At 54.8% G+C, this 24,265-nt stretch carries 26 protein-coding genes and 1 tRNA gene; 18 read left to right on the top strand and 9 right to left on the bottom strand.

All coding sequences use genetic code 11. From position 1 onward, the window contains the following. Positions 1-86: 86 nt before the first annotated feature. Positions 87-629 (top strand): hydrolase, encoded by a 543-nt coding sequence (locus IF205_RS14150; RefSeq protein ID WP_259780004.1) that lies wholly within the window; start codon positions 87-89, stop codon positions 627-629. Next, positions 626-1,339 (top strand): alpha/beta fold hydrolase, encoded by a 714-nt coding sequence (locus IF205_RS14145; RefSeq protein WP_259780003.1) that lies wholly within the window; start codon positions 626-628, stop codon positions 1,337-1,339. The genes IF205_RS14150 and IF205_RS14145 overlap by 4 nt, the downstream gene beginning before the upstream one ends. Here IF205_RS14145 and IF205_RS14140 read toward each other — a convergent pair. Together IF205_RS14140 and parE are read right to left on the bottom strand one after the other, a co-directional pair. Beyond that, positions 1,328-1,906 (bottom strand): hypothetical protein, encoded by a 579-nt coding sequence (locus tag IF205_RS14140; protein WP_259780002.1) that lies wholly within the window; start codon positions 1,904-1,906, stop codon positions 1,328-1,330. The two genes, IF205_RS14145 and IF205_RS14140, sit on opposite strands and share 12 nt — an antisense overlap. Before the next feature lie 75 nt (positions 1,907-1,981). Then, a complete protein-coding gene (gene parE / locus IF205_RS14135) occupies positions 1,982-3,973 on the bottom strand; it encodes a DNA topoisomerase IV subunit B (RefSeq protein ID WP_259780001.1) in 1,992 nt (663 codons plus the stop codon). Between the two features lie 97 nt (positions 3,974-4,070). Here parE and IF205_RS14130 point away from each other — a divergent pair, with 97 nt between their 5' ends. Further along, the gene (locus tag IF205_RS14130; protein ID WP_259780000.1) at positions 4,071-4,469 is read left to right on the top strand and encodes an acyl-CoA thioesterase; all 399 of its coding nucleotides are present in this window, start codon (positions 4,071-4,073) and stop codon (positions 4,467-4,469) included. Here IF205_RS14130 and IF205_RS14125 read toward each other — a convergent pair. Both IF205_RS14125 and IF205_RS14120 read right to left on the bottom strand, forming a co-directional pair. Continuing rightward, a complete protein-coding gene (locus tag IF205_RS14125) occupies positions 4,466-4,813 on the bottom strand; it encodes a VanZ family protein (RefSeq protein ID WP_259779999.1) in 348 nt (115 codons plus the stop codon). The genes IF205_RS14130 and IF205_RS14125 overlap by 4 nt on opposite strands. After that, positions 4,810-5,232: a hypothetical protein gene (locus IF205_RS14120; RefSeq protein WP_259779998.1), complete on the bottom strand. Its 423-nt coding sequence runs from the start codon at positions 5,230-5,232 to the stop codon at positions 4,810-4,812. Before IF205_RS14120 ends, IF205_RS14125 begins: the two co-directional genes overlap by 4 nt. A gap of 176 nt (positions 5,233-5,408) precedes the next feature. Between IF205_RS14120 and IF205_RS14115 the strand changes: the two genes are divergently transcribed. Next, entirely contained in the window at positions 5,409-5,711 is a 303-nt protein-coding gene (locus IF205_RS14115) for a hypothetical protein (protein ID WP_259779997.1), read from the top strand. 12 nt (positions 5,712-5,723) lie between these two features. Here the strand turns inward: IF205_RS14115 and IF205_RS14110 are convergent, their stop codons facing one another. The 3 genes from IF205_RS14110 to IF205_RS14100 form a co-directional block, all read right to left on the bottom strand. After that, positions 5,724-7,418, bottom strand: a complete 1,695-nt coding sequence (locus tag IF205_RS14110) for an EAL domain-containing protein (protein WP_259779996.1) — start codon at positions 7,416-7,418, stop codon at positions 5,724-5,726. A 338-nt stretch (positions 7,419-7,756) separates the two neighbouring features. After that, a complete protein-coding gene (gene glnA, locus IF205_RS14105; protein ID WP_259779995.1) occupies positions 7,757-9,169 on the bottom strand; it encodes a type I glutamate--ammonia ligase in 1,413 nt (470 codons plus the stop codon). A 77-nt stretch (positions 9,170-9,246) separates the two neighbouring features. Then, complete coding sequence (locus IF205_RS14100) at positions 9,247-9,585, bottom strand: P-II family nitrogen regulator (RefSeq protein WP_259779994.1); 339 nt, start codon at positions 9,583-9,585, stop codon at positions 9,247-9,249. Between the two features lie 422 nt (positions 9,586-10,007). Between IF205_RS14100 and IF205_RS14095 the strand changes: the two genes are divergently transcribed. From IF205_RS14095 to pdxR, 4 genes are all read left to right on the top strand, one after another. Further along, positions 10,008-10,084, top strand: a tRNA-His gene (locus IF205_RS14095). A gap of 165 nt (positions 10,085-10,249) precedes the next feature. Next, on the top strand, positions 10,250-10,621 hold the full coding sequence (locus IF205_RS14090) for a methyl-accepting chemotaxis protein (protein WP_311195695.1): 372 nt from the start codon (positions 10,250-10,252) through the stop codon (positions 10,619-10,621). 208 nt (positions 10,622-10,829) lie between these two features. Beyond that, positions 10,830-11,375 (top strand): PAS domain-containing protein, encoded by a 546-nt coding sequence (locus tag IF205_RS14085; RefSeq protein ID WP_259779993.1) that lies wholly within the window; start codon positions 10,830-10,832, stop codon positions 11,373-11,375. Positions 11,376-11,463: 88 nt separating this feature from the next. Further along, the gene (pdxR, locus tag IF205_RS14080) at positions 11,464-12,939 is read left to right on the top strand and encodes a MocR-like pyridoxine biosynthesis transcription factor PdxR (protein WP_259779992.1); all 1,476 of its coding nucleotides are present in this window, start codon (positions 11,464-11,466) and stop codon (positions 12,937-12,939) included. Here the strand turns inward: pdxR and IF205_RS14075 are convergent. Both IF205_RS14075 and IF205_RS14070 read right to left on the bottom strand, forming a co-directional pair. Beyond that, complete coding sequence (locus IF205_RS14075; RefSeq protein WP_259779991.1) at positions 12,936-13,883, bottom strand: LysR substrate-binding domain-containing protein; 948 nt, start codon at positions 13,881-13,883, stop codon at positions 12,936-12,938. The genes pdxR and IF205_RS14075 overlap by 4 nt on opposite strands. A 15-nt stretch (positions 13,884-13,898) precedes the next feature. Further along, on the bottom strand, positions 13,899-14,765 hold the full coding sequence (locus IF205_RS14070; protein ID WP_259779990.1) for a mechanosensitive ion channel family protein: 867 nt from the start codon (positions 14,763-14,765) through the stop codon (positions 13,899-13,901). A gap of 154 nt (positions 14,766-14,919) precedes the next feature. Between IF205_RS14070 and IF205_RS14065 the strand changes: the two genes are divergently transcribed. The 10 genes from IF205_RS14065 (at position 14,920) to IF205_RS14020 (ending at position 24,263) form a co-directional block, all read left to right on the top strand. Beyond that, a complete protein-coding gene (locus IF205_RS14065) occupies positions 14,920-15,873 on the top strand; it encodes a CorA family divalent cation transporter (RefSeq protein WP_259779989.1) in 954 nt (317 codons plus the stop codon). 174 nt (positions 15,874-16,047) lie between these two features. Next, a complete protein-coding gene (locus IF205_RS14060; RefSeq protein WP_259779988.1) occupies positions 16,048-17,514 on the top strand; it encodes a 2-hydroxymuconic semialdehyde dehydrogenase in 1,467 nt (488 codons plus the stop codon). A 7-nt stretch (positions 17,515-17,521) separates the two neighbouring features. Then, complete coding sequence (locus tag IF205_RS14055; protein WP_259779987.1) at positions 17,522-17,941, top strand: RidA family protein; 420 nt, start codon at positions 17,522-17,524, stop codon at positions 17,939-17,941. A 27-nt stretch (positions 17,942-17,968) separates the two neighbouring features. Beyond that, positions 17,969-18,511, top strand: coding sequence for a 3-hydroxyanthranilate 3,4-dioxygenase (locus IF205_RS14050; RefSeq protein WP_259779986.1), 543 nt, complete (start codon positions 17,969-17,971; stop codon positions 18,509-18,511). A gap of 16 nt (positions 18,512-18,527) precedes the next feature. Beyond that, complete coding sequence (locus IF205_RS14045; RefSeq protein ID WP_259779985.1) at positions 18,528-19,565, top strand: amidohydrolase family protein; 1,038 nt, start codon at positions 18,528-18,530, stop codon at positions 19,563-19,565. Between the two features lie 70 nt (positions 19,566-19,635). Continuing rightward, entirely contained in the window at positions 19,636-20,808 is a 1,173-nt protein-coding gene (locus IF205_RS14040; RefSeq protein WP_259779984.1) for an ABC transporter substrate-binding protein, read from the top strand. A gap of 91 nt (positions 20,809-20,899) precedes the next feature. After that, positions 20,900-21,814, top strand: a complete 915-nt coding sequence (locus IF205_RS14035) for a branched-chain amino acid ABC transporter permease (RefSeq protein WP_259779983.1) — start codon at positions 20,900-20,902, stop codon at positions 21,812-21,814. Next, entirely contained in the window at positions 21,807-22,817 is a 1,011-nt protein-coding gene (locus IF205_RS14030) for a branched-chain amino acid ABC transporter permease (RefSeq protein WP_259779982.1), read from the top strand. The genes IF205_RS14035 and IF205_RS14030 overlap by 8 nt, the downstream gene beginning before the upstream one ends. Then, positions 22,810-23,562, top strand: coding sequence for an ABC transporter ATP-binding protein (locus IF205_RS14025; RefSeq protein ID WP_259779981.1), 753 nt, complete (start codon positions 22,810-22,812; stop codon positions 23,560-23,562). Before IF205_RS14030 ends, IF205_RS14025 begins: the two co-directional genes overlap by 8 nt. Next, on the top strand, positions 23,562-24,263 hold the full coding sequence (locus IF205_RS14020; protein WP_259783290.1) for an ABC transporter ATP-binding protein: 702 nt from the start codon (positions 23,562-23,564) through the stop codon (positions 24,261-24,263). Before IF205_RS14025 ends, IF205_RS14020 begins: the two co-directional genes overlap by 1 nt. Positions 24,264-24,265: the final 2 nt, after the last annotated feature.

The raw sequence follows: 24,265 nt of genomic DNA, 5'->3' as shown, positions 1-24,265 counted from the left end.
ATGAATATCTGCGCTTTCTGACTGTTCGTTGCCAATAAGCAACGCAGTCGCTACAAGTGAAGGCTCATTGCAGGGGAGTTTGGAATTTGCTGCGGGCTCACAAGTCTCAACTGGTCCTTATCGACGTTCAGGAACGTCTTGCTCCAGCCATTCACAATGTGGAAACGGTGGTGATGAATTCCTCTATCCTGCTGAAATCAGCAGAAAAATTGGGAATACCTATTTCTGCGACAGAGCAATACCCCAAAGGGTTGGGGCCTTTGGTGCCAGAGCTTCGTTCATTCTTCGAACCGCATGAGATTTTTGAGAAAACCTATTTCTCCGCCTTCGAAGAACCTGTTTTTCGGAGGCATATAGAAGGCGACCGACAGCGTGAACAAATTGTCATGTGTGGGACAGAATCCCATATATGTGTGCAGCAGACGGCACTTGGTTTCCGCGAGGCCGGGTTTGACGTTGCCGTGGTGGCCGATGCCTCTTCCAGTCGAGATCCCCAAAATGCAGAGCGTGCCTACGCACGCATGATGCAGGCCGGTATTCAGGTGGTTACCACTGAAATGGTTTTGTTTGAGTGGATGGAACGTGCCGGTACCGATGTATTCAGAGAATTGTCCAAGTTGATTAAATGACCAAAAAGAAACTCGTTCTTGTTCCCGGCCTGCTGTGCAATGGCGCACTGTGGGCCCATCAGATTACTCATCTCAGCGAGATTGCGGATGTGATCGTCGCCGACACACTGCAGGATGATAGTGTGGAGGCAATGGCTCACCGTCTTTTGGAGGCGGTTGACGGCACTTTTTCGATCGCTGGGCTGTCCATGGGCGGCTATGTCGCGCAGGCGGTTTTGCGTGAAGCGCCCGAACGGGTTGAGCGTCTGGCGCTTTTGGATACCTCGGCACGCGCCGACTCGGAAGAGCAGCACCGCCGCCGCCGGGGGCTTATTCAGTTGGCGAAGATGGGTAAATTCAAGGGGGTGACGCCACGCCTCCTGCCGATGCTTATTCACCCGGACCGCCTGGAAGAAGATGCCCTGTCGGGAGCTGTGATGGAGATGGCTGCCGAAGTCGGGCAGGACGCATTCGTTCAGCAGCAAACAGCAATCATCAACCGTCCGGACAATCGACCCGACCTGACAAGGATTGGGGTCCCGACCCTTGTGATATGCGGACGTCAGGACGAGATTACGCCACTGGAACTATCGCAGGAAATTGCGGCGGGTATCAATAAGGCACGCCTGTGCATCATTGAGGATTGCGGTCACTTATCCAGCATGGAACGGCCTCAGGCCGTGACAGCCCTGATGCGGGACTGGCTCGAGAATAGCGGACTAGCAGTGTAGCATATAGCCCGGTCTGCAATCATCCTGTAGGGCCGGATTCTTTGTTGGCAAAATCGCATAAAGGCTGATTTGTGCCATTTTCCTGAATGCGTCGCTGTCGATTCCCTGTCCGGGTGGCAGCCTCGACCAGACGGACGACATCGCCTGATCGCGCTTGCAATAGACGGTAAGCATGGTGATTTGGTCGCCCTGACTAACAGGAGCTTGGGCTGCGCCCTCCTTGGTGCAGGCGGCGTCGGCCAGTTTGGTTTCATCCGGGAAAAGGCGAAATACAAGCCGCGCAGGGAGTTCTTCCGGATTACTTTCCGATGTTTTGACGGTATCGACGTTCAGCCCGTGCAGACGGCTGTTGGCCTTGGCAATTTCGGTAAGTTGCTCACCAACATTGCCTGCATCCGTTTGGGCAGGGACGTTTTGTGCCTGAATCCAAATGGCATCTTTGGACCCATGATACCGAAACGTACTGTAGTGATAGGCGGGCTCGATTGAGTGTCGCCAACGGACGGTCATGCCGCTGCACGCCGCTACCAGCAGTGCTGCAGCCGATATGCCTAGAAACCAACGCATAGCTACATCCACTCTCTTATAAAAGGGCCTCACTCAAGAGATGGGGATATTTCAGGCCGATAACAAGGTTTGGGTCTAGACGTCCAACTCGTCTACGAATTGTGCGTTTTCCTGAATATAGGCAAAGCGTTTTTCCGGCTTCTTGCCCATCAGGGTATCAACCATTTTTGCCGTTTCGCGGGATTCTTCCAACTGGCTTTCGTCACGCCGGTCGGGCAGGTGAACCTGAATCAATGTCCGCTTTTTGGGCGACATGGTCGTGTCTTTCAACTGCGCCGGAGGCATTTCGCCCAAACCCTTAAAACGGCTGATCTCGATCTTGCCGCGTCCCTTGAACTCCTTTGCAAGCAGCTCATCCTTATGGGCATCATCGCGCGCATACAGGGTCTTGCCACCCTGGCTGATCCGGTACAGGGGCGGCAGGGCAAGGAACAGGCGTCCGGCTTCCACCAGCCCCGACATTTCCCGGTAGAAATAGGTCATGAGAAGGGATGCGATATGGGCGCCATCCACGTCTGCGTCTGTCATGATGATGACGCGTTCATAGCGAAGCTTGTCCAGTTTGAAATCGGACCGCGTACCGCAACCCAGGGCCTGACCAAGGTCTTTGAGTTCCTGGTTTGCCTGCAGTTTGTCTGCGCTGGCGCTCGCAACGTTCAGGATCTTACCGCGCAGCGGCAGGACTGCCTGGATTGCACGGTCACGGGCCTGTTTTGCAGAACCGCCTGCGGAATCACCCTCAACCAGGAATATCTCGGTGCCTTCGCTGCTGTTGTTGGAACAGTCGGCAAGTTTGCCCGGAAGGCGCAGGCGCCGGGTTGGCGACTTGCGGCTGGTCTCTTTCTTCTGACGGCGGCGCAGGCGTTCATCCACGCGTTCGATTGTAAATTCCAGCAGATCGTTCGCACTTGCAGGGTCTTCGACCAACCAGTGGTCAAAGCTGTCCTTGATCGCGTTTTCAACCAGCTTGCCTGCGGCAGGAGAAGCCAGTTTCTCTTTTGTCTGCCCCTGGAACTGTGGATCGGGAATGAATACGGACAGGATGCAGGACGCTTCCCCCATCACATCTTCACCGGTAATTTGTGCGGCCTTTTTATTGCCGACCATATCGCCATAGGTGCGCAGCGCCTTGCCCATTGCGGATCGCAGGGCGGATTCGTGGCTGCCGCCCTGTGGCGTGGGAACGGTGTTACAATAGGTGCTGTTGAAACCCTCGCCATCGACGGGCCAGTGTATGGCCCATTCAACACGGCCGGGACCATCCTGTTCCTTGAAGTCACCAGCAAAGGGGCGCGGTGTTACGGTCGCGCGGCTGCCAAGGCTGGCGGATAGGAAGTCTGCAAGGCCGCCGGGGAAGTGCAGGGTGGCCTTTTCCGGAACCTCCGACCCTTCCTGGATCAGTTCCGGCGCGCAGGACCAGCGAATCTCGACGCCTTTGAAGAGATAGGCCTTGGAGCGCGCCATCCGGAACAGGGTTTCCGGTTTGAAATGCGCCTTTTCCCCGAAGATTTCGGGGTCCGGGTGGAAGTTTACCGAAGTGCCCCGACGGTTGTTGATGGGGCCGAGGTTTTCCAGCGGTCCCTTCGGAACACCGCGGCTGAATTCCTGCCGGAAAAGCTGCCGGTCGCGTGCGACTTCGATGACCAATTTGTCGGAAAGGGCGTTTACGACAGAGATGCCGACACCGTGCAGGCCGCCGGAGGTCGCATAAACCTTGCCCGAAAATTTACCGCCGGAGTGGAGGGTTGTCAGAATTACCTCCAGGGCCGACTTGTCCTTATACTTGGGATGAGGATCGACCGGAATCCCGCGACCGTTATCGCGGATACTGATGGATCCGTCCGCTTCCAACAAAAATTCGATTCGGCTGGCATGCCCGGCAACGGCCTCGTCCATCGAGTTATCGAGGACCTCGGCTACCAGGTGATGGTAAGCGCGTTCGTCTGTGCCGCCAATATACATGCCTGGGCGGTGCCGGACGGGTTCCAGCCCTTCCAGTACTTCGATGTCTTTAGCGGAGTAGCCGCCTGACGTGTCGGCTGTTGCGGTATTGAATAAGTCTGACATGCGCGCATTATAGAAATGGATAAGCCTACAAACAAGGCTGATCGAGTGGTGTAGCGCAGATGTTACACCATATGTTGTGGATAACTTGAGGTGCGCTATGACTGCGAGCGATGAGAACAGCCAACGTGGCGAACTGGTGCTGCGAACCCTGGCAATGCCGGCGGATACCAACCCTGATGGCGATATTTTTGGCGGTTGGCTTCTGGGCCAGATGGATATTGCGGGCGGTATGGCGGCGCGCAGGCGCGCCGGTGGCCGAGTCGCCACGGTCGCCGTCGATTCGATGGTATTTCATCGCCCGGTGTTTGTGGGCGACGTGCTGTGTTGCTATGCGGATTTGGTCAAGGTTGGTCGTACGTCGCTCAGCTTCCACATTCAGGCCTGGGTCCTGAGGGAAGGCAGTGGGGAGCGTGAAATTGTGACAGAGGGGATGTTTACCTTTGTTGCCATCGGGCCGGACCGGAAACCCCGCCTGGTTGATGGCGAGGCCAGCTAGCGCCTGACGGTGACAAGGCGGCGTCGGACGAGGAGGGAGTAAAGGAAACAACCCAGTCCGGCGCCGATGCTGTTCGCAACAGCATCCCAGAAATCCATTGTTCGGTCCGGTGTGAGACTTTGCAGCAGTTCAATGGTGATGCCGAAGGCCACGGCAAGAACAAAGGCACGGGGAATTCGGTTCCAGCCCGCTGAAATCAGGAAAGACAGCCCGACATACCCCATCATATGCTCGAATTTGTCACCCAGGCCGCTATGCGGGGCCATATCTCCGGGCATGAGGGACAAAACAGCAATAAGGACGGCCCAGCCGAGGGCCACCCCCTTAAAAAGGGATGCAGTCATGCCACTTTGACCTGACTGGGATGAGAGGGGCGCGTTTCTATAACGCTTGAATGCAGCCAGCGGCTTTCGGATGTATAACGCGGCCAGTCTTCCCAGAAACCTTCAAAGGTCCCGGTTTCCTGGTGGACGATCTGCCCGTCCAGAATCTTCAACAGAATGTGTCTGGCCGTGAATGTATCGCCGTCGCGATAACAGATATACCAGACCCCGATGCCGTGAAAATCGAGACGAACAGGCAACCCCTGACCGGAAGATAGTTTCTCGCGGTCGTATGTTTCCGTCAGTATCGGCGGGTTGTCGGGATTATTCGGGGCGTGAACCGTGAAAACGCAGGTATCGGCTGCTGCAGCCAGACGTTTAATCTGCTGCGCCAGAGATGCCATCAGTTGGCTGCGTTCACTTCGAATATCGTCGGTCATATATTCTCCCCAATCGACAAGACGATATTAGCACTGATTAAGTAAAAGGGAAGAGGTCTTCAGTAATTATGAATAGAGAAAATACAGGGGCAGACCAAACCACACTCAAAGTCTTCCGGTTATTATGGACGATACCTGCTGTTTTACTCACCACGGCGGTTGCATCTGGTGGGGAGGTGTCGGTTCTGCATGCCAAGGCGCGATTGGAGGAGGGGGGAACCTATCGAATCGAGGTTACCTTGCGCCACGATGATACAGGCTGGGATCACTATGCGGATCGTTGGGAGGTTCTGAGCCCGAATGGAGTTCTCCTGGCGACCCGTGTTCTGCTTCATCCGCATGTGCAGGAACAGCCGTTTACACGCTCTCTGGCTGGCGTCGAAATCCCGCCAGGCCTCAAGAGCGTGCTTGTTAAAGCCCACGACAAGGTGCACGGCGATAGCGCAAAGCTCTATGAACTGAACCTGCCCAGCCGATAAGAAAACCTGCAATCAGCCCCAGGTGGTTTTGTAGCCTTTGCGGGTCACCGGTTTGCGGTCGTCGCGTTTGTAGGATGGCGCGTAGGTGGTGTGATCCAAGGTGGGGCGGCCAAAAAGATACCCTTGCCCCAATTCAACACCGAGGCCCTCGACCAGGCGGGCCTGGTCATTGTCTTCGATATGCTCGGCAATCAGCTTTACGCCCAGTTGCTTGCCGGTGTCGATGATCGACTTCAGCAAAGCCATGTCACGGTCATTCTCACGGGCTGCGCTGGCAAAGCGGCCGTCAATCTTCAGGAAGTCGACTCGCAGGTCGGTGAGAGACTGGAAAGATGTCGAACCTGCGCCGACGTCATCAATACATACCTTGATGCCGCTTTCCCGGTAGGACTGCAGGGTCTCATTCAGTGCTTCAAAATCCGAAACATTCACGGTTTCTGTCAGTTCCAGCATCAACTGGTTACGCAGCTTTCCGAAAGGTTTGAGAATCTCGTTAAAGCTTTTGCAGAATAGGGAGCTTGTGAGCGATTTTGCTGACAGGTTAATCGCGACCGTCGGCTGCCATCCGCCCAGGCGATGGGCCTTGAGGTCTTCAAGGACGCGCTGGGTGAGGGCCAGATCAAAATCCTCGATCATGCCAACTTCTTCGGTGAATTCGATGAAGGCCTGCGGCGACGATATGCCTGTAATTCTCGTCAACGCCTCCAGGTGATGAATGCGCTCGTCGAAAAGGGTTACAATCGGCTGATAGACGACGTCGAAGTTGCGTTTTTCAATGACATCACGCACGCCGTTAATGCGCTTCAGGGCATCTTCCAGCAGAACTTTAGCGCCGGATTGCAGTGAGGAAATGGAGAATTCGTTGGGATCGGTTTCGTGGAACTTGCGAAGCGAATAGATCAGCGCCTTGGTCGCGTCTGTTTCATTCAACTCGTTTGTATCAAAATCAAGCGAGAAGCTCCTGACGTGAAGGCTGCTGTCGCCAACTTCTTCCTGGAGGATTTCGGCAACGCGCTCGCGGATTTCCTTCTGGTCGATGCCATTGGCATGAAGAACACCGAATTTCTCAATGTCGACCTTGCTGGCGGTTGTGCCGTCATAGGATATTGCGCGCAGGTAGGCTGACAGGCGCTTCAGGACTTGCCCCAGTTTTTCCGGGTCGCCGGATTTTGCCAGTTGATCCAGCCCTTCGACGACGAGCAGGGTTAGCTGGCTGTCCATATCCAGGCGCTCTGCGGCGGTAAGCCGGTCCACAGCCGCTTTGTTAAACTGACGTCGGTCCAGAAGACCTTCTTCATTCGGGACCGGATTGCGGTTGCCGTCGTCATTGGCTGTTGCCTGCACGGACATTTTCGGCGGAACGGTAAAGGACAAGAATAGGTGGTTCACGTCGGATGGCATAAGGAAGCCACCCATCAAAAGTTCCAGTTCCTTGCCGCTACGAGACTGAAGATGGATCAACCGTGGTTCAATCCGTCCATGCTGGTTCAGACGTTTGAGAATTTCTGTGAAATATTGTTTGTCGCGGGATGTCACAAAATCAAAGAAACTACGCCCGACGAGCGCTTCGACGCTCGAGCCGACGAGGCCGTTGGCCGCACCGGTTGCGTGGGAAATCTCACCATCCTGGTCAATTTCCAGAAACAGATGGGCCGCCGCGAAAGCGTAAGCCACAAAGCGATCACGATCCAATTTAAAAGCAGCCAATTTTTCTACTTCACCGACCATCTAAATACCATAATCAGGCAGCACGATGCCCCCACAGACATGAACCCCATGTTTAGCATCACTTTCGTTTATAAGTGCTAAGAAAGTGTAAACACTCAGATTCATCTATTTATGAGGATGATGATTATACAATTATTCCGAGAACGGGACGAGGGGCGACAATACAAAAGCTTACCGGCGGAGCCAAAGGGAATTAGGTAAAAAGCCGTCTAATTTCGGGTATATCTGATTCCGTAAGTAAACTATGAAGTGTGTAAACGGAAGAAAGCCGCACCAGATGGCGCGGCTTTCCCGATACATACAATATGTATGCGCTGTTAGCAGCTGTAGTACATGTCGAATTCGACCGGGTGCGGCGTCATTTCGAAGCGCTGTACTTCTTCCCACTTCAGTTCCAGGTAAGCATCGATCATGTCGTCGGTCATGACGTCGCCTTTCTTCAGGAACTCGCGGTCGGCGCTGAGGCATTCCAGGGCTTCACGCAGGGAGCCTGCAACGGTCGGTACTTCGGCTAGTTCTTCCGGCGGCAGGTCGTACAGGTCCTTGTCCATGGCATCGCCCGGGTGGATCTTGTTTTCGATGCCGTCGAGGCCAGCCATCAGCATAGCGGTGAAGGCCAGATACGGGTTGGCGGTCGGGTCCGGGAAACGGACTTCAACGCGCTTGCCGTTCGGGCTTGCCACATACGGGATACGGCAGGAAGCGGAACGGTTGCGGGCGGAATAGGCCAGCAGGACCGGTGCTTCAAAACCCGGAACCAGACGTTTGTAGGAGTTGGTGGACGGGTTGGTGAAGGCGTTCAGGGCTTTGGCGTGTTTGATGATGCCGCCGATGTAGAACAGGCAGGTTTCGGACAGATCAGCATAGCCGGAACCAGCGAAGGTGTTCTTGCCGTCTTTCCAGATGGACTGGTGGCAGTGCATGCCGGAACCGTTGTCGCCGACGATCGGCTTCGGCATGAAGGTTGCCGTCTTGCCGTAGGAGTGAGCGACCATGTGGGTGACATATTTATAGATCTGCATCTGGTCGGCGATACGAACCAGCGTGTCGAACTTCATGCCGAGTTCGTGCTGGGACGGCGCCACTTCATGGTGATGTTTTTCCATGTCGAGGCCCATTTCACGCATCACGGTGACCATTTCCGCGCGAATGTCGGTGCCGCTGTCGACCGGGGCAACCGGGAAATAGCCGCCTTTGGCTTTCGGGCGGTGACCCATGTTGCCGCCTTCATATTCTGAGAAGGTGTTGTAGGGGCCTTCTTCGGAATCGAGGCTGTAGGCCATCAGATGCTGATCAGTGCTCCAGCGGGCGTCGTCGAAGATGAAGAATTCAGCTTCCGGGCCGAAGAAAACAGTGTCGCCGACGCCGAGGCTTTCGGTGTGAGCCAGAGCGCGTTTTGCGATGGAGCGCGGGTCACGGTCATAGGCCTGACCGGTGGACGGCTCAACGATGTCACAGAACAGGATCAACTGCGGCTGTGCCGTGAAGGGGTCCATAACAGCGGTTTCCGGGTCCGGCATCAGGATCATGTCGGATTCGTTAATCGCTTTCCAGCCGGCGATGGAGGAGCCGTCGAACATGATGCCGTCTTTGAAGACATCTTCTTCGATCGTGGAAACGTGCTGCGCAGTATGCTGCCATTTGCCGTGCGGATCGGTGAATCGGAAATCGACGTATTCGACGTCGTGTTCCTCGATCATATCCATAACTTTTTTGATGGCATCAGACATTGAAGTTTTCCCTTCCGTAAAGTGAGCCCCCTGCGGAGGCGCTAGCTACCCTTGGACTTTAAAAGCTTGGTTGTTGATTAGATGGCGTCGCTGCCGGTTTCGCCGGTGCGAATCCGGATGACTTCATCCACGCTTGATACGAAGATTTTGCCATCGCCGATCCGGCCGGTATGGGCGGCGTTCTGGATTGCCTCCACCGCGCGTTCCGCCAGAGAGTCATCCAGGACAATCTCCAGCTTCACTTTGGGCAGAAAGTCGACGACATATTCTGCGCCACGGTAAAGTTCTGTATGGCCTTTTTGTCGGCCAAACCCTTTGGCCTCGGTGACGGTAATGCCCTGGATACCCACTTCGTGCAGAGCTTCCTTCACTTCGTCCAGTTTGAAAGGTTTGATGATCGCTTCGATTTTTTTCATTGGATCAATCTACTCCCGCAAAAATTCCCTCCAACCAGCGTCCGGCAGGGGGTGTTTGATTTTCTGACGCTTTATGTGCACGGGTCGTGCCAGTTTACGATATCCATTTAAGTCATTGAAAATAAAAGACTGTAGTTAGTGTTTGCATAAATAATGTACAGTAGATTGTGATTAAAAAATAGGCAGTAGATGAAATTCTATGCAGTGTGATGGTGTCGGCGCATTCAATATAATAATGCGGCCCGTTCATGGTCTGTTTGATGATCCGGAGGAGCCGTTGCCAGGGGGAATGGCAGGAAAGCTTGAGGGTGAAAATTGCTTTAAGAATTTTTACTTCATATGCTTGACGCGCCGCGTCGATGGGATTAAAAGCGCGTCTGCACAGGGGGCGACGGCGAATTTGCCGCAATCCCAAGCGTATGGTGGCTGTAGCTCAGTTGGTTAGAGCATCGGTTTGTGGTACCGAGGGTCGTGGGTTCAAATCCCATCAGCCACCCCAGATTTTAAAAGCCCCGGGTTAGTCCCGGGGCTTTTTTTGTGTCTGTGCGGGCATTTGTTCTGATCTAACTCAATAGCGCGCTGCAATGTGAAAGCTTCGATTGCCTGTGCGTTCGTCTTGCGTCTAGAGTGATGTATCTGAGTAACGTTTCCAACATAGGAATTTATGATGACGACCGTGACAGCTCTCGCTGCGGAGCAAGCCCTGAACGCGATTGAGACTTTCGAACGAGAGCTTGGCCTTCTCTCTACCGAGATTGAAAAGATCGGTGAGTTTGCCAAGCAAATTGATGCGATTGCCCGTCAGACAAACCTTCTTGCGCTGAATGCGACGATTGAAGCGGCACGGGCTGGTGATGCCGGTAAGGGGTTCGCGGTTGTGGCCGGGGAGGTTAAACAATTGTCCGGACAGACAAGCCGTGCAACCTCCGAAATTGAAGAGACGTTGCAGAATCTCCTGGAACAGTCCAAACGGCTCATGGAAAGTGGTGCAAACGCAAAGCGGGCGCTTGGTGTCGAGGGCTTTGCCGCCGACTGACCTACCGTCCTGAAAACTGAAAGTTGAGGGCGCCCTGATCCTTATGTCAGGGCGCTTGTTTTTTGCGCTCTTAAGTAAAATGGAATGTATTTATCATTAATTGCATCTAATAGATTTTCCATTTTGCACCCTTTTGGGTGACAATGCCGCGCAACGGTTTCAAAAACATAATGCGCATGGCCTGGATACAGAGTTATGCGGAATATTTATGGGCTCAAATCAGACGAACTGGCAAATAATTGACTCCGATGTGGTCAAACGATGCCGCCTGCCGATTGAAAATGCGGTTCCAGGCGTTGTTGATATTTTGGCCTATTGGCAAGGACGTTGCCGTGGCGCTGATTTGCCGCGTAAGGCAGACATTCATCCCTGGGACCTGAAAGAACAGCTTGGGCGCCTGTGTATAATAGAAGTGCAGGCCGAGCCACTGGACTTTATATACCGTCTGGATGGGTCGAATATCGCCAGCGTTACGCAGCAGGACCTTACCGGTCAGTCGGTTTTAAGTGTAACACCGGAAGAATATGCGAACGCTATCTATGAAGATTTGCGCGAAACACTCGTTGTAAACGCGCCATTGCTTTGGCATGTGGACCTTAACATCCCGCCCGCCGTCTATCCCTATCAACGCCTTGTCCTGCCGCTTACTTCCGGAGAGGGAGCAGCAATCACGCATTTGATGACCTATTCCCATAGGCTCGATTCCCGGGACGGGGCATTTCCGTGGTTCAAAAGATACGGCCAGCCTGATTAGGTCTGATTGGCGCGCCATGATTCCGGATAAGGGATTTGTCCATCGTGGCGGTGCTCACTATAGTTGCCCGCATTAGCAGGAGATCAATATGCGGGATACCTTGTTCCATCTTGAAAGGCGCAACAACGTCAGCATCCAGGCCCAGATCCGGGAGATGCTGGTGGACTCTATACTTGCCGGGAACCTGCCTGCCGGTGAGGTGCTGCCTTCCTGCCGCAAGCTTGCCAAGCAATTGAAGGTTTCCCGCAACACTGTCGTCCTGGCCTATCAGGGGTTGGCTGACGACGGATATCTTGTCGCCAAAGAGCGCAGTGGCTTTTATGTGAACCCGGATATCCTGGAGGGGCGCGTCGAAAGGGACGGCGATACAACCGATTCTTCGTCTGATACGTCTACGGTTGATTGGCGCGGGCGGCTGCGGTCTGTCATGTCCTATCGGCAGTGGTCCTACAAGCTGGCCGACTGGCGGCATGTGCCGTATCCCTTCCTTTATGGTCAGTTGGACTACTCCCTGTTTCCCATCGCCGCCTGGCGCGAATGTTCCCGGCAGGCCATGGGGCGCAAGGTCATGGAGGAATTGACCCAGGATGCCTATGACCAGGATGATCCAGAACTGATCGACCAGATACGCACCCGGCTTTTGCCGCGACGCGGTATTACCGCCAAGTCGTCTGAAATCCTTGTGACGTTGGGCGCGCAAAACGCTCTCTATTTGTTGAGCTCCCTGCTGGTTCGGCCGGATGACTGCGTCGGGATTGAAAATCCGGGTTATCCGGACGCCAGAAACATCTTCAGGCTTTACAGTCAGTCAATCCGCTCAATCCCGGTCGATGGTGACGGCATGCAGGTGGATGAAACCATAGACGGTTGCCGATACGCCTTCGTGACGCCCAGCCATCATTTCCCCACGACGGTTACGATGTCGATGGAGCGTAGGCGAGCGCTTTTGGAAAAAGCCTCCGCCAAAGACATTCTGATCATTGAGGATGACTACGAGCCGGAAACCAATTTCGTTTCCAACCCAGCACCGGCCTTGAAATCCTTGGACCGGGACGGGCGGGTCGTTTATCTGGGCAGCTTCTCCAAAAGCCTTTTTCCCGGGCTGCGGCTTGGCTATATCGTGGCCCCGTCTCCTCTGATTGAAGAATTGCGGGCGCTTCGGCGTTTGATGTATCGCCATCCTCCCAGCAATAACCAGCGCACTGCTGCCTTGTTCCTGGCGCAGGGGCATTACGATTCGCTGGTGGCAAAACTGCAGCGTGTTTACCGTGAACGCTGGGAAGCGATGCGTGAGGCCCTGTCGAAATATCTGCCGAATGCGGCGGAAACCCCGACCTTTGGTGGCACAAGCTATTGGGTGGAAGGGCCTAAGGGACTGAATTCCCTGGAATTCGCCGAAAGGGCCCTCGATCACGGTGTGGCCTTGGAACCATGCGTCGATCATTTCGCGGAACCTGATGGGCCGAAGCATTTCTTTCGTCTGGGGATATCGTCGATACCCGTGGAGCGGATTGAGCCGGGGGTGGAACTGATTTCCGAATTGCTGCGCGAAGAGCCGGTCTAGTCAGAAATATCCGCCGCAACGTCATGCAGGCAGGCGACCAGGGACTCGGCTGCTCGACTGAGACGTCTTTCTTTTCTCTTTGTGATACCGACGGGGCCGACCGCCGTGGGCATGTCGATTGGCAGAAAGGCAAGCAAGCCGCGTTCGACGTCGTCGGCAACTGCCTGTTCCGGGATCGCCGCGATGGAATCGCTTTCGGCCAGTAAAGTCCTGCTCATCAAAATGGAGACGGTTTCGACGATATTCTGTGGCAGTTCCAGGCTACTATCAGAGAAGCTTTTTTCCAGTTGCCGGCGCAGTGAGGTTTCCGGAAGCGGAAAAATCCACGGAAAGTCCAAGCAGACCCTTAAATGACAGTCCGGTTGCCCCAGTAACGGATGGCCGCTTCGAACGACCAACCGGACTGTTTCCTGATAAAGCACTTCGCGTTCCAGTCCCTCAAGGGGATCGGACGAGGATTGGCGGCCGACGACAATATCCAGTTCCCCCTGCAGCAGGGCAGGGAAAAGCCTGTCGTTTGTCGCTTCCGTCACCCGGATGTGAATACCCGGTTGCAGGGCTTTAAGCCGGGCGACAGCCTTGGGCAGCAGAACCGGCGCTGCGGCAAGAAGCGTTCCCACCAGGACCTGCCCGGCATGCCCTTTGGTGAGAGCCATCAGGTCATTTTCCGCCAGACGAAGGTCGGATAATACAATGCGGGCATGCTGGATCAGTATTTCACCTTCTGCCGTCGGGATGACGCCACGGGCCATACGGGTGAAAAGCTGGCAACCCAGATGTAATTCAAGGCTGTGGAGTGCCTTGGTGACCGCTGGTTGCGTCATGTTCAGGTTCCGCGCGGCCCCCAGAATACTTCCGCTGTCCGAGACGGCACGGAGAATTTCAAAATGCCGAATCTTGATTGCCGGATGACTGAGCTGACGGGGTTTCGAAAGACTATCCATATGCTGGCCGGTTGGTTACTGAGGCAGGGGGGAGGCATATTCCTGAGCTTGCGCGATCCTTTGCTTTCGCAATTCCGAAAGGCCCGCCCGCACGGCCTTTTGCTCGATTGGAACGGCATGAAGCGTTGGCAGGAATGCAGTGATGGTGATTTTGGTCTTGCCATCACTCGTTATGCTCAGGGTGCTTCGAGGATCGAGATCAACGATATCAATGCCCGCCTGCTTTTCGATCAAAGCATTATAGCGGGTGGCATTTTCAATATGTTCCTCCATTTCCTCGACAACTGCATCAATCATTGATCTCTCTATGATCTCAACATCGTCCAAAGGGTCCGTCATCAAATGGAATGAATGGATGACATAACGTTTGAAGAAGCGCTCGTTAACGATTGGAGAACTTAGAAAAATGCTATTGGGCAGGATGATTGTCCGGCCGGTGAAGTCATAGTGGCCGGTACCATTGCCCAATTCCTGAATGGTGGTGGAGAGCAGGGACTGGTCGACGACCTCGCCGCGCGTACCGTTGATCTCAATCCAGTTCCCGACCCGCATGGACCGGCTGGCTGCTTTCACCAGAGAGCCACTGATGCAAAGGATGATCTCCTTAGTCGCCAGGATGATCGCAACTGCGAAGGCGGTCAGCGACAGGGCAAAGGTTCGAAGGGCCGGGGCCCAGATAAACATCAGGCCGATAAGAACGATAAAGAACAGGCCGTTTCGTAAGTTTGAGATGGTGCGCCGCCGCTGCTCCGCCTCCACGTTGCTGCGCTTGGCGAGGAAGCGTTCCGCAAGCAGACGTATGGCAATGGCCACAAGGATCAGGACAACCGTTCCGACCACCTGATTGTCCAAAAGTTTACTAACGATTTCCGTTAGATTCATTGTCGATGCCCCTGACATTCTTCTTTCGTCCATTTTGAGGAGAATGAAGATGATGTCAAAGCAAGACATTCGATCTTCTGATTGAACGGGTTTTGCGGCAATATGCTGAATTGAAAAGGCTTTCTTGTTTTTACTTCGTTGGAAGGGCTTGAAAATGACCGCACTTGTTTCCGCTTGGACGCTTGATGGTAAGGGGCGAGGTGACGAGATTGACGACTTGCAGGGCTGTTTGCATGTCGACGGTAAAACACCTCTTTGGGTGCATTTAATGCGGTTGGAGGCTGATGCGGTCGAATATCTCGATTGCATCCCGGAGACGCCGCCAACCGTGCAAAAAGCACTGTTTGCGGAGGATACACGCCCGCGATGCGACATTTTCAACGATGGCGTCCTGCTCAACCTGCGGGCGGTCAACAGGAATGTCGGCGCAGACCCTACGGAGCTGCTTACCTTGCGGGTCTGGGCGACGGAGAACAGGGTCATTTCCCTGCGCCGCCACAAGGTAAATGCGGCTGCAGAGATACGTGAAAGCATCGAAAAGGGCTATGGCCCCAAGTCAGTCATGGACTTCCTGCTGGTGCTGACCGAAACCCTGACAGAGGAACTGACAGACCTCGTAGAGACTCTTGAAGACCGTTTTGAGCTTATGGAAGAGGATGATGATAATCTGGACAGCGACGCCATTTCTGACCTCAGAAAAGAGGTCGTTGCATATCGGCGATTTATTGACCCGCAACTGGCGGCACTCACAAAACTGGCCAACGCGCAGTTGACCTGGCTGCACGAGGGAGACCGGAACAGCCTGCGGCATGTGGTGGATATGGTCGCAAGACAGCGTGAACAATTGGAGGCTCTTCGGGAGCGCGCCGCGATTTTGCGCGACACCCACAGTTCCAGGCAGGCGGAAAAAATGAACCAGACGATCTACTTCCTGACGATCGTGGCGGGCCTGTTTCTGCCGCTCAGCTTTGTGACCGGCCTGCTGGGTATCAATGTGGGGGGGATTCCCGGGGCTGAAGGGGGAAGTGCTTTCTGGTGGGTCGTTATTGGAATGGTCGTCACCGCTGTGGCGGAGATGGCGATCCTTAAATTCAAGAAATTGATATAGAAAACAATAATATGTGCATAACTTCTTCTGCTGTTTGAGTAGAGGCTATGAAAGGCCTCGAACTAATTATTATAGCAAAGTGGAATATCTAATTCCTGATTAGTCATAACAAAGGAATACCTTTGGGCGATATAGTCTTGGCTTGAGATTTTTTAAATCAGGGACAAAATCCGAATGACAGCCAAGACCGCGACATACCGAAACTATGTTGGAGGCGCCTTTCTGGATGAGGGGACGCCATTTGACAGCATCAACCCGGCAAATGGCGAACGCGCCGCCGTGGTTTATGCAGCGGATCAGGATATTGTCTATCGGGCAGTTGCGTCTGCAAAGGCGGCGTTGGATGGTCCCTGGGCAAAGATGCCCGTGCAGGAACGCCTTTCCTACTTACACAAACTTGCCGACGGCATTGAGGCACGGTTCGACGATTTCGTTGCGGCCGAAATTGCCGATACGGGCAAACCTGCTTCACAGGCACGCAATCTGGATATTCCCCGTGGTGCGGCGAATTTCCGCGCCTTTGCAGACTTGTTGAAAGGTGCCTCGACGGAATGCTTTGAAATGGATACGCCGGATGGTGCCGGTGCAATCAACTATGCGGTCAGGAAGCCGGTAGGGGTGGTGGCCGTGATTGCGCCGTGGAATCTGCCGATGCTGCTGATGACCTGGAAGCTTGCTCCGGCGCTGGCGTGTGGGAACACCGTGGTCGCCAAGCCGTCGGAGGAAACGCCGGGAACGGCCACGCTTCTGGCGGAGGTCGCCCATGACATCGGTCTGCCGCCGGGGGTTTTGAATATCCTGCATGGCTTCGGTCCCGATGCGACCGGTGAGTTTCTGGTGAACCATCCGGATGTCGATGCGATTACCTTCACAGGCGAATCAAGGACAGGCACTGCAATCATGCAGGGGGCGGCCCGCGGGGTGAAGCCGGTCTCCTTTGAACTGGGGGGCAAGAATGCGGCCGTCGTGTTTGCTGATGCGGACTTTGATGCGGCGGTTGACGGGGTTGCGCGGTCGACGTTCACCAACTGCGGACAGGTTTGTCTTTGTTCGGAGCGGGTCTATGTGGAAAGGCCGATCTTCGATCGCTTCGTTGCGGCCCTGAAGCAAAAGGCAGAGGAGTTGATCGCCGGTGATCCCTTTGACGAAACGACGAATTTCAGTCCGCTGATCAGTCATGGACACCGGGACAAGGTCTTGAGTTATTACGCCTTGGCGCGAGACGAAGGGGCAACGGTCGTGACCGGTGGCGGCGTGCCGCAATTCGGCGATAAACGTGACCAGGGGGCTTACGTGGAACCGACCGTACTGACGGGCTTGCCCCAGACGGCACGGGTGATGCGTGAAGAAATCTTCGGCCCTGTCTGCCATGTAATGCCCTTTGATGCCGAAGATGAGGCCGTTCGGCTGGCTAATGACAGCGACTACGGTCTGGCGGCTGCTGTCTGGACCACGAACCTGTCGCGGGCACATCGGGTCGCCCGTCAGATGGACGTCGGTATTGCCTGGGTGAATACCTGGTTTCTGCGCGATCTGCGGACTCCTTTCGGAGGTATGAAGCTATCGGGGATCGGTCGGGAAGGCGGCCTGCATTCCCTGCATTTCTACTCCGAACCCACCAACATCTGTATAAAGCTCTAGGTGAGATATGGAATCCAAATTATTGAAAGAAAAGGCAAAGCCAAGAGGCCGTTTTCCGCATGTCAAGCGGGCTGGGGATTTTGTCTATGTTTCAGGCACCAGTTCCCGACGCCCGGATAATAGCTTCGTTGGTGTGGATGTAGATGAGATGGGAACGACCAACCTGGATATCCGCGCGCAGACGGCAGCCGTGATCGAGAACATCCGGGATATCCTCGCCAGCGTCGATGCCGGGCTGGAGGACCTTGTGGAGGTCACGGCCTTCCTGGTGAATATGAATGACTTCGGCGGTTACAATGAGGTCTATGGGCAATATTTCGATGAGGCAGGGCCGACCAGGACAACAGTTGCCGTGCACCAGTTGCCGCATCCGCATTTGCTGATTGAAATAAAAGCGGTCGCCTATAAGCCGCAAGCAAAAGAATAATCACACAGATCGACAGGGAGATATGCCATGAAACCGCTGGTTCCATTTAATTTCATGGGATGGATTAACGACCATCGCCACTTGCTGAAACCGCCTGTCGGAAATCAGGTGGTCTTCGAAGACAGCGATTTCATGGTGATGGTTGTCGGGGGGCCGAACCTGCGGACCGACTATCATGATGACCCGTTGGAAGAGCTATTCTATCAGCTTGAGGGCAACATGATACTGCGGGTGATGGAAGACGGTGGCCCAAGGGATATTCCCATCCGTGAAGGTGAGATGATGCTTCTGCCACCTCATGTGCGCCATTCCCCGCAGCGGCCGGAAGAAAACAGTGTCGGTCTGGTGATCGAGCGCAAGCGCCCCGAAGGCGCGATGGACGCCATGGAATGGTATTGCCTGGAATGCAATGAGCTGGTGCATCGTGCCGAGTTGCCATTGCAGAACATCGTCACGGACCTGCCCCCGATTTTTGAAAATTTCTATAACTCCGAGGATTTACGTACATGCAAGTCCTGCGGTGCCTATCATCCGGGCAAGGAAGCGCCGCGACCGGAACTGGTGGGTTAGGAAAGGCATTCTGCATATGTATGAAGGCGATTACGTAGTCGATATTCACAGCCATTTTTTTCCCGAAAGCTGGCCGGACCTGGAGACGCGTTTTGGGTCGAAGAACTGGCCCTGGATGAAACATCTGGGGGAGGGCAAGGCGATGGTCATGATGGGGGAAAAGGAGTTCCGGCCCGTCTATGCTGCCTGCTGGGACCCCGACGTTCGCCTGCAAGAGATGGATCGTGACGGCGTGGATATGCAGCTCATTTGTGCTACGCCGGTGTTATTCGCCTATGAGCGGCCCGCCGAACAGGCTTTGGAATGTGCAAAGATCTTTAACGATGCGGCCTTGGCGCTATGTGAGCGTGGTAGAGGGCGTCTGAGGGCCCTGGCGCAGGTTCCTCTACAGGATATCGACCTGGCCTGTGAGGAGGTGTCGCGTGCCGTGGCCTGTGGTCATCTGGGGGTGCAGATCGGTAACCACGTCGGCGACAAGAACCTGGATGACGAAGGGCTGATTACAATTCTGCAGCATTGTGCGGATGTTGGGGCTGCCGTCCTTGTCCACCCTTGGGATATGATGGCGCGGGATCGAATGCCCAAATATATGCTGCCCTGGCTGGTCGCCATGCCGGCCGAAACTCAATTGTCCATTCTGTCCCTGATCTTGTCCGGGGCGTTTGAACGGCTGCCGGACAGTCTGCGCATCTGTTTCGCCCATGGTGGGGGGAGCTTTGCCTATTTGTTGGGCCGCGTGGATAACGCCTGGCGGCACCGGGATATCGTACGGCAGGATTGCCCGAGCCCGCCGTCATCCTATGTGAACCGTTTCTATGTGGATTCCGCGGTTTTTGATGATGGGGCATTGAAGCTGCTAGCGGATGTTATGGGGGAGGATCGCGTCATGTTCGGGACGGACTATCCTTTTCCCCTGGGGGAGCAACAGATGGGACGCCTGATCAGGGAAAACCCTTATCTGTCTCTGGGACAAAGGAAAAAAATGCTATCCGGCAATGCACGGCAGTGGCTAGCGCTCACGCAAGCCGATATGATTGCCGCGTCTACTGCTTGACGCCGATATCGGATATCGGATAGTTTAAGCTTAAAATAATAAAAATGATCTGAGGAACTAGGAGGCGAGAATGAAATTATCAAAAATGCTGCTCGGAGTAGCAGCAGGTGTCGCATTAATGGCTTCACCAGCACTGTCTGCTGATGCTGTGAAGATTGGCATGGTTACCACTTTGTCGACCGGAGCCGGTTATTTGGGGCAGGACGTTCGTGACGGCTTTATGCTGGCCGTCGAGGAAGAGGGCGGTAAACTGGGCGGTGTTCCCGTTGAAGTCCTGGTCGAAGACGACGGGCGGAAGCCCGGTACGGGCAAACAGCTGGCGGAGCGCTTCATGAAGCGTGACGGTGCTGAGATTCTGACCGGTATTATCTTCTCCAATGTGGCCGGTGCGGTTGTTCCGTCTGTTCTGCGCGAAGACAAAATTTATGTCAGCCCGAATGCAGGCCCCAGTCTCTTTGCGGGCAAGAAATGTAATCAGAATTACTTTGTTGCATCCTGGCAGAATGACACGCTGCATGAAGCGGCCGGTGCCTATGCCAAGCAGCTCGGTTACAAAAAAGCGTTTATCCTTGCGCCGAACTATCCGGCCGGTCGCGATGCGCTTGCCGGTTTCAAACGTGAGTTTGGTGGTGAAATCGTAGGCGAGGTCTATACCAAGCTGGGGCAGGCCGATTACTCTGCGGAACTGGCCCAGATCCGTGACGCAAAACCGGAAATGGTTTTTGACTTCCTGCCGGGCGGCATGGGGATCAACTTCCTGAAACAATATGATCAGGGTGGCTTCAAGGATACGACGCCGCTGGTCGTTGCGGCTCCGTCCATGGATGCGAAAATCATGGCGGCAGTCGGGGATGCGGCAGTTGGTGTCCGCAGTGCATCGCACTGGAACCACGACCTGGACAACGCTGCGAACAAAAAGTTCCTGGCCGGGTTCAACGCCAAATACAATCGCGTGCCGACGGTTTATGCGTCCCAGGGGTACGATACCGCCAAGTTGATTGCCAGTGCTCTGAAGGCTGTGAATGGTGATGTGTCGGATAAGGAAGGCTTGCGTAAGGCTTTGAAAAAGGCTGATTTTGAGTCAGTCCGCGGCAAGTTTAAATTTGCCCAGAACAATCACCCGATTAACGACTGGTACAGCCGTATCGTTGAGAAACAGGCAGACGGTACTTTGGTGAACAAGACGGTTGGCGTGGTCCTCAAAGATCACATGGACGTCTATGCCAAAGACTGCAGCATGTAAGGACGTGCTTTAGGGTGACGCCACTGGCGTCACCCGTTCGTCCGGCAGCTGCGGCTGTCACTATCTCTGTTTTTCCTGTCGGTACACGCAAATGATTTTGTTTCTGGAGCAGATGCTCAACGGGCTTCAGCTCGGCGTGACCTTGTTTTTGCTGGCCGGTGGCTTGACCCTGATCTTCGGGATCATGGGCGTCATCAATCTGGCTCACGGGTCACTTTATATGATCGGGGCCTATGTGGCAGCCACGGTTTCCATGGCCAGTGGATCGTTTTTCCTGGGCCTTTTGGCTGCCCTGGCGGCTGCGGCGATTGTTGGAATGGTCATGGAATTCCTGGTGATGCGAAAGCTTTATGCCCGCGATCACCTGGACCAGGTTCTGGCAACATTCGGTCTGATCCTATTTTTTAACGAAGCGACCGTCATGATCTGGGGGCGCAATCCGGTTGCAATGGACGTACCGGAAATGCTGCAGGGGCTGGTTGAGATTATCCCCGGCGTGCCGTACCCGGTCTTCCGGCTGGTGGTGCTGGCCGTTGGCCTGCTGGTGGCGGTTTCGCTTTATTTCCTGATTTCAAAAACGCGGATCGGCATGTTGATCCGTGCCGGTGCGACCCATCGCGAGATGGTTGGCGCGCTGGGCGTTGACATTCGCCTTCTTTACACCTTGGTCTTCGGCTTTGGCGCATTGCTTGCGGGGCTGGCCGGTGTGATGGCCGGTCCGACCAGTTCAATCGAAGCAGGGATGGGGGAAAGCATCCTCATTCTGACTTTCGTTGTCATCGTGATCGGCGGCATCGGGTCCATCCGCGGTGCGCTGGTCGGTGCAATATTCGTCGGACTTGTCGATACCCTGGGGCGTGCCTTTTTGCCGAACATGCTCAAACTCTTCCTTCCCCCGGCACAGGCCGACGGCATTGGTGCGGGGGTATCATCCATGGCGATCTACCTGTTGATGGCGCTCGTCCTGATCTGGCGTCCGAAAGGCTTGTTCCCGGCCCATGACTGATAAATTAACACGCAAGAATATTGTCGTCGGCCTGAGCCTGCTTGCGCTGGCTTTGTTACCGGCAATTGCAGAAGCCAGCGGCCACACCTTTCTGGTTTTCAGTTTCAGCCGTGTGCTGATTTATGCTCTGGCTGCAATCAGTCTGGATCTGATCCTGGGGTATGGCGGGATGGTCAGTTTCGGTCATGCAGCCTTTTTCGGCGTTGGCGCCTATGTGACGGGAATTCTGGCTTTTCACAGTTTTGACGGCAGCACGATCTTCGGCATGGAGGGGAGCAACTTTGCACCTTTCGCCTGGGTTGCGTCTGTTATCCTGGCCGCAGTCGCCGCTTTGGTCATCGGTTTTTTCAGCCTGAGGACCGGTGGCGTCTATTTTATTATGATCACGCTGGCCTTTGCCCAGATGCTGTTTTTCTTCTTCATCTCGCTGGAGCAATATGGCGGGGATGATGGGCTGGTGCTGTATGACCGGAACGAGTTTTTCGGGTTCGACATGCATGATGATGTCACTTTCTACTACATCTGTTTTGTCGCCCTGATCGGTTTCCTGTTCCTATGTCGTCAGGTGGTGAATTCCCGCTTCGGCATGGTTATTCGCGGCTGCAAACAGAATGAACGCCGTATGGCGGCACTAGGCTACCCGGTGATGCAATACAAGCTGGTGGCCTTTATCATTGCGGGGGCCGGGGCCGGTTTGGCCGGGGCATTGATGGTCAACCAGAATGAATTTGTCAGCCCTGATATCCTGCATTGGAGCAAGTCCGGTGAGATCATGGTCATGGTCATCCTGGGCGGGATCGGTACGCTTTACGGCCCGGTTTTCGGGGCGGTCGCCTTCCTGATGATGGAGGAATTCCTTCCCCAGGGACTGGAGGCGATCGGTCTGGACGGAATGAAGGAACATTGGCGGTTCATTTTCGGCCCCTTGCTGATCATCATCGTTCTTTATGCACGGCGCGGTATCTACGGGATTCTCGTCGGCAAGGAGGCGGAAGATGGTTGAGGAAATCATGCTTGACGTCAAAGGCCTTCGGAAGAGCTTCGGTGCGCTGAAAGCGACGGATGACCTGAACCTTTCGGTGGAAAAGGGGCATATCCATGCCCTGATCGGCCCGAATGGGGCGGGCAAGACGACGCTGATCTCACAGTTATCGGGCGAGTTGACGCCTGACGAGGGCGTTGTCCTCTTCGATGGTCATGACATTACCGATATGCCGGTGCATCAACGCCCGCATCTGGGGCTGGCGCGTTCTTTCCAGATCACTTCTGTGCTGCCTAATTTCACGGCATTGGATAATGTCGCCATGGCAGTGCAGGCCCATACAGGGCACAGCTTCAAATTCTGGAAAAAGGCCCGCAAGCAAAAGGAACTCAGGGACCCGGCTTTCGAGGCCCTGGAAACCGTTGGTCTGGCCGCTCGCGCGAACGAACTGGTAAGAAATCTGGCGCATGGCGAGCAGCGTCAGTTGGAACTTGCCATGGCGATGGCGATGAAACCTGTCATGTTGCTGCTGGATGAGCCGATGGCAGGCATGGGGGTAGAGGAATCGCAAAGCATGGTCGATGTTTTGCAACGACTGCGCGGCAAGGTAACCATGCTGTTGGTTGAACATGACATGGATGCGGTTTTTGCGTTGGCTGACCGGATCAGCGTGCTGGTCTATGGCCATACGATTGCCACCGGAACCCCCGATGCCATTCGAAATAATGAGCAAGTCCGCCAAGCCTATCTTGGGGAGGAAGCATGATGCTGGTTGTTGATAGCATTGAAACCGCCTACGGCCCAAGCCAGGTCCTGTTTGGTGCCAGTCTTGAAGTGAAGGCGGGGGAAGTTGTGACCCTGATGGGCCGGAACGGAATGGGAAAGACGACGACCGTTCGTTCGATCATGGGACTGACACCGCCAAAAGCCGGTCGGGTTTGCTTTGATGGACGGGAGGTTCAAAAGAGCCCGCCCTTCAAAATCGCACGCCTCGGTTTGGGGTTGGTGCCGGAAGGCCGTCAGATATTCCCCACTTTGCAGGTGCGTGAAAACCTGCTGGCGACGGCACGCAAGACGGGTAATGGGCGGGAAGGCTGGTCGCTGGAACGCGTCTATGACCTGTTCCCCCGATTGAAAGAGCGGGCCAGTCAGATGGGGAATTCGCTGTCTGGCGGAGAACAGCAGATGTTGGCTGTCGGCCGCGCTCTTATGACCAATCCCAAGCTTCTCATTCTGGATGAGGCCACCGAAGGTCTGGCACCGCTGATCCGTGACGAGATTTGGGGCTGCCTGGAGGCTTTGAAGGCGGAAAAGCAGTCAATTCTAGTTATCGACAAGAATATTGACGCCCTTGCGAAGATTGCTGACCGGCATTTCATTATGGAGAAAGGGCAGATTGCGTGGTCCGGCACGTCTTCGGACCTGTTGGCTGATCCCGAGTTGGGACATCGGTATCTGGGGGTATAGAA

It is taken from the genome of Aestuariispira ectoiniformans (assembly GCF_025136295.1).
GTDB lineage: Bacteria > Pseudomonadota > Alphaproteobacteria > UBA8366 > Aestuariispiraceae > Aestuariispira_A > Aestuariispira_A ectoiniformans.
Note: the sequence above shows the minus strand (reverse complement) of the source record. Positions and strands in the feature narration are given on the sequence as shown.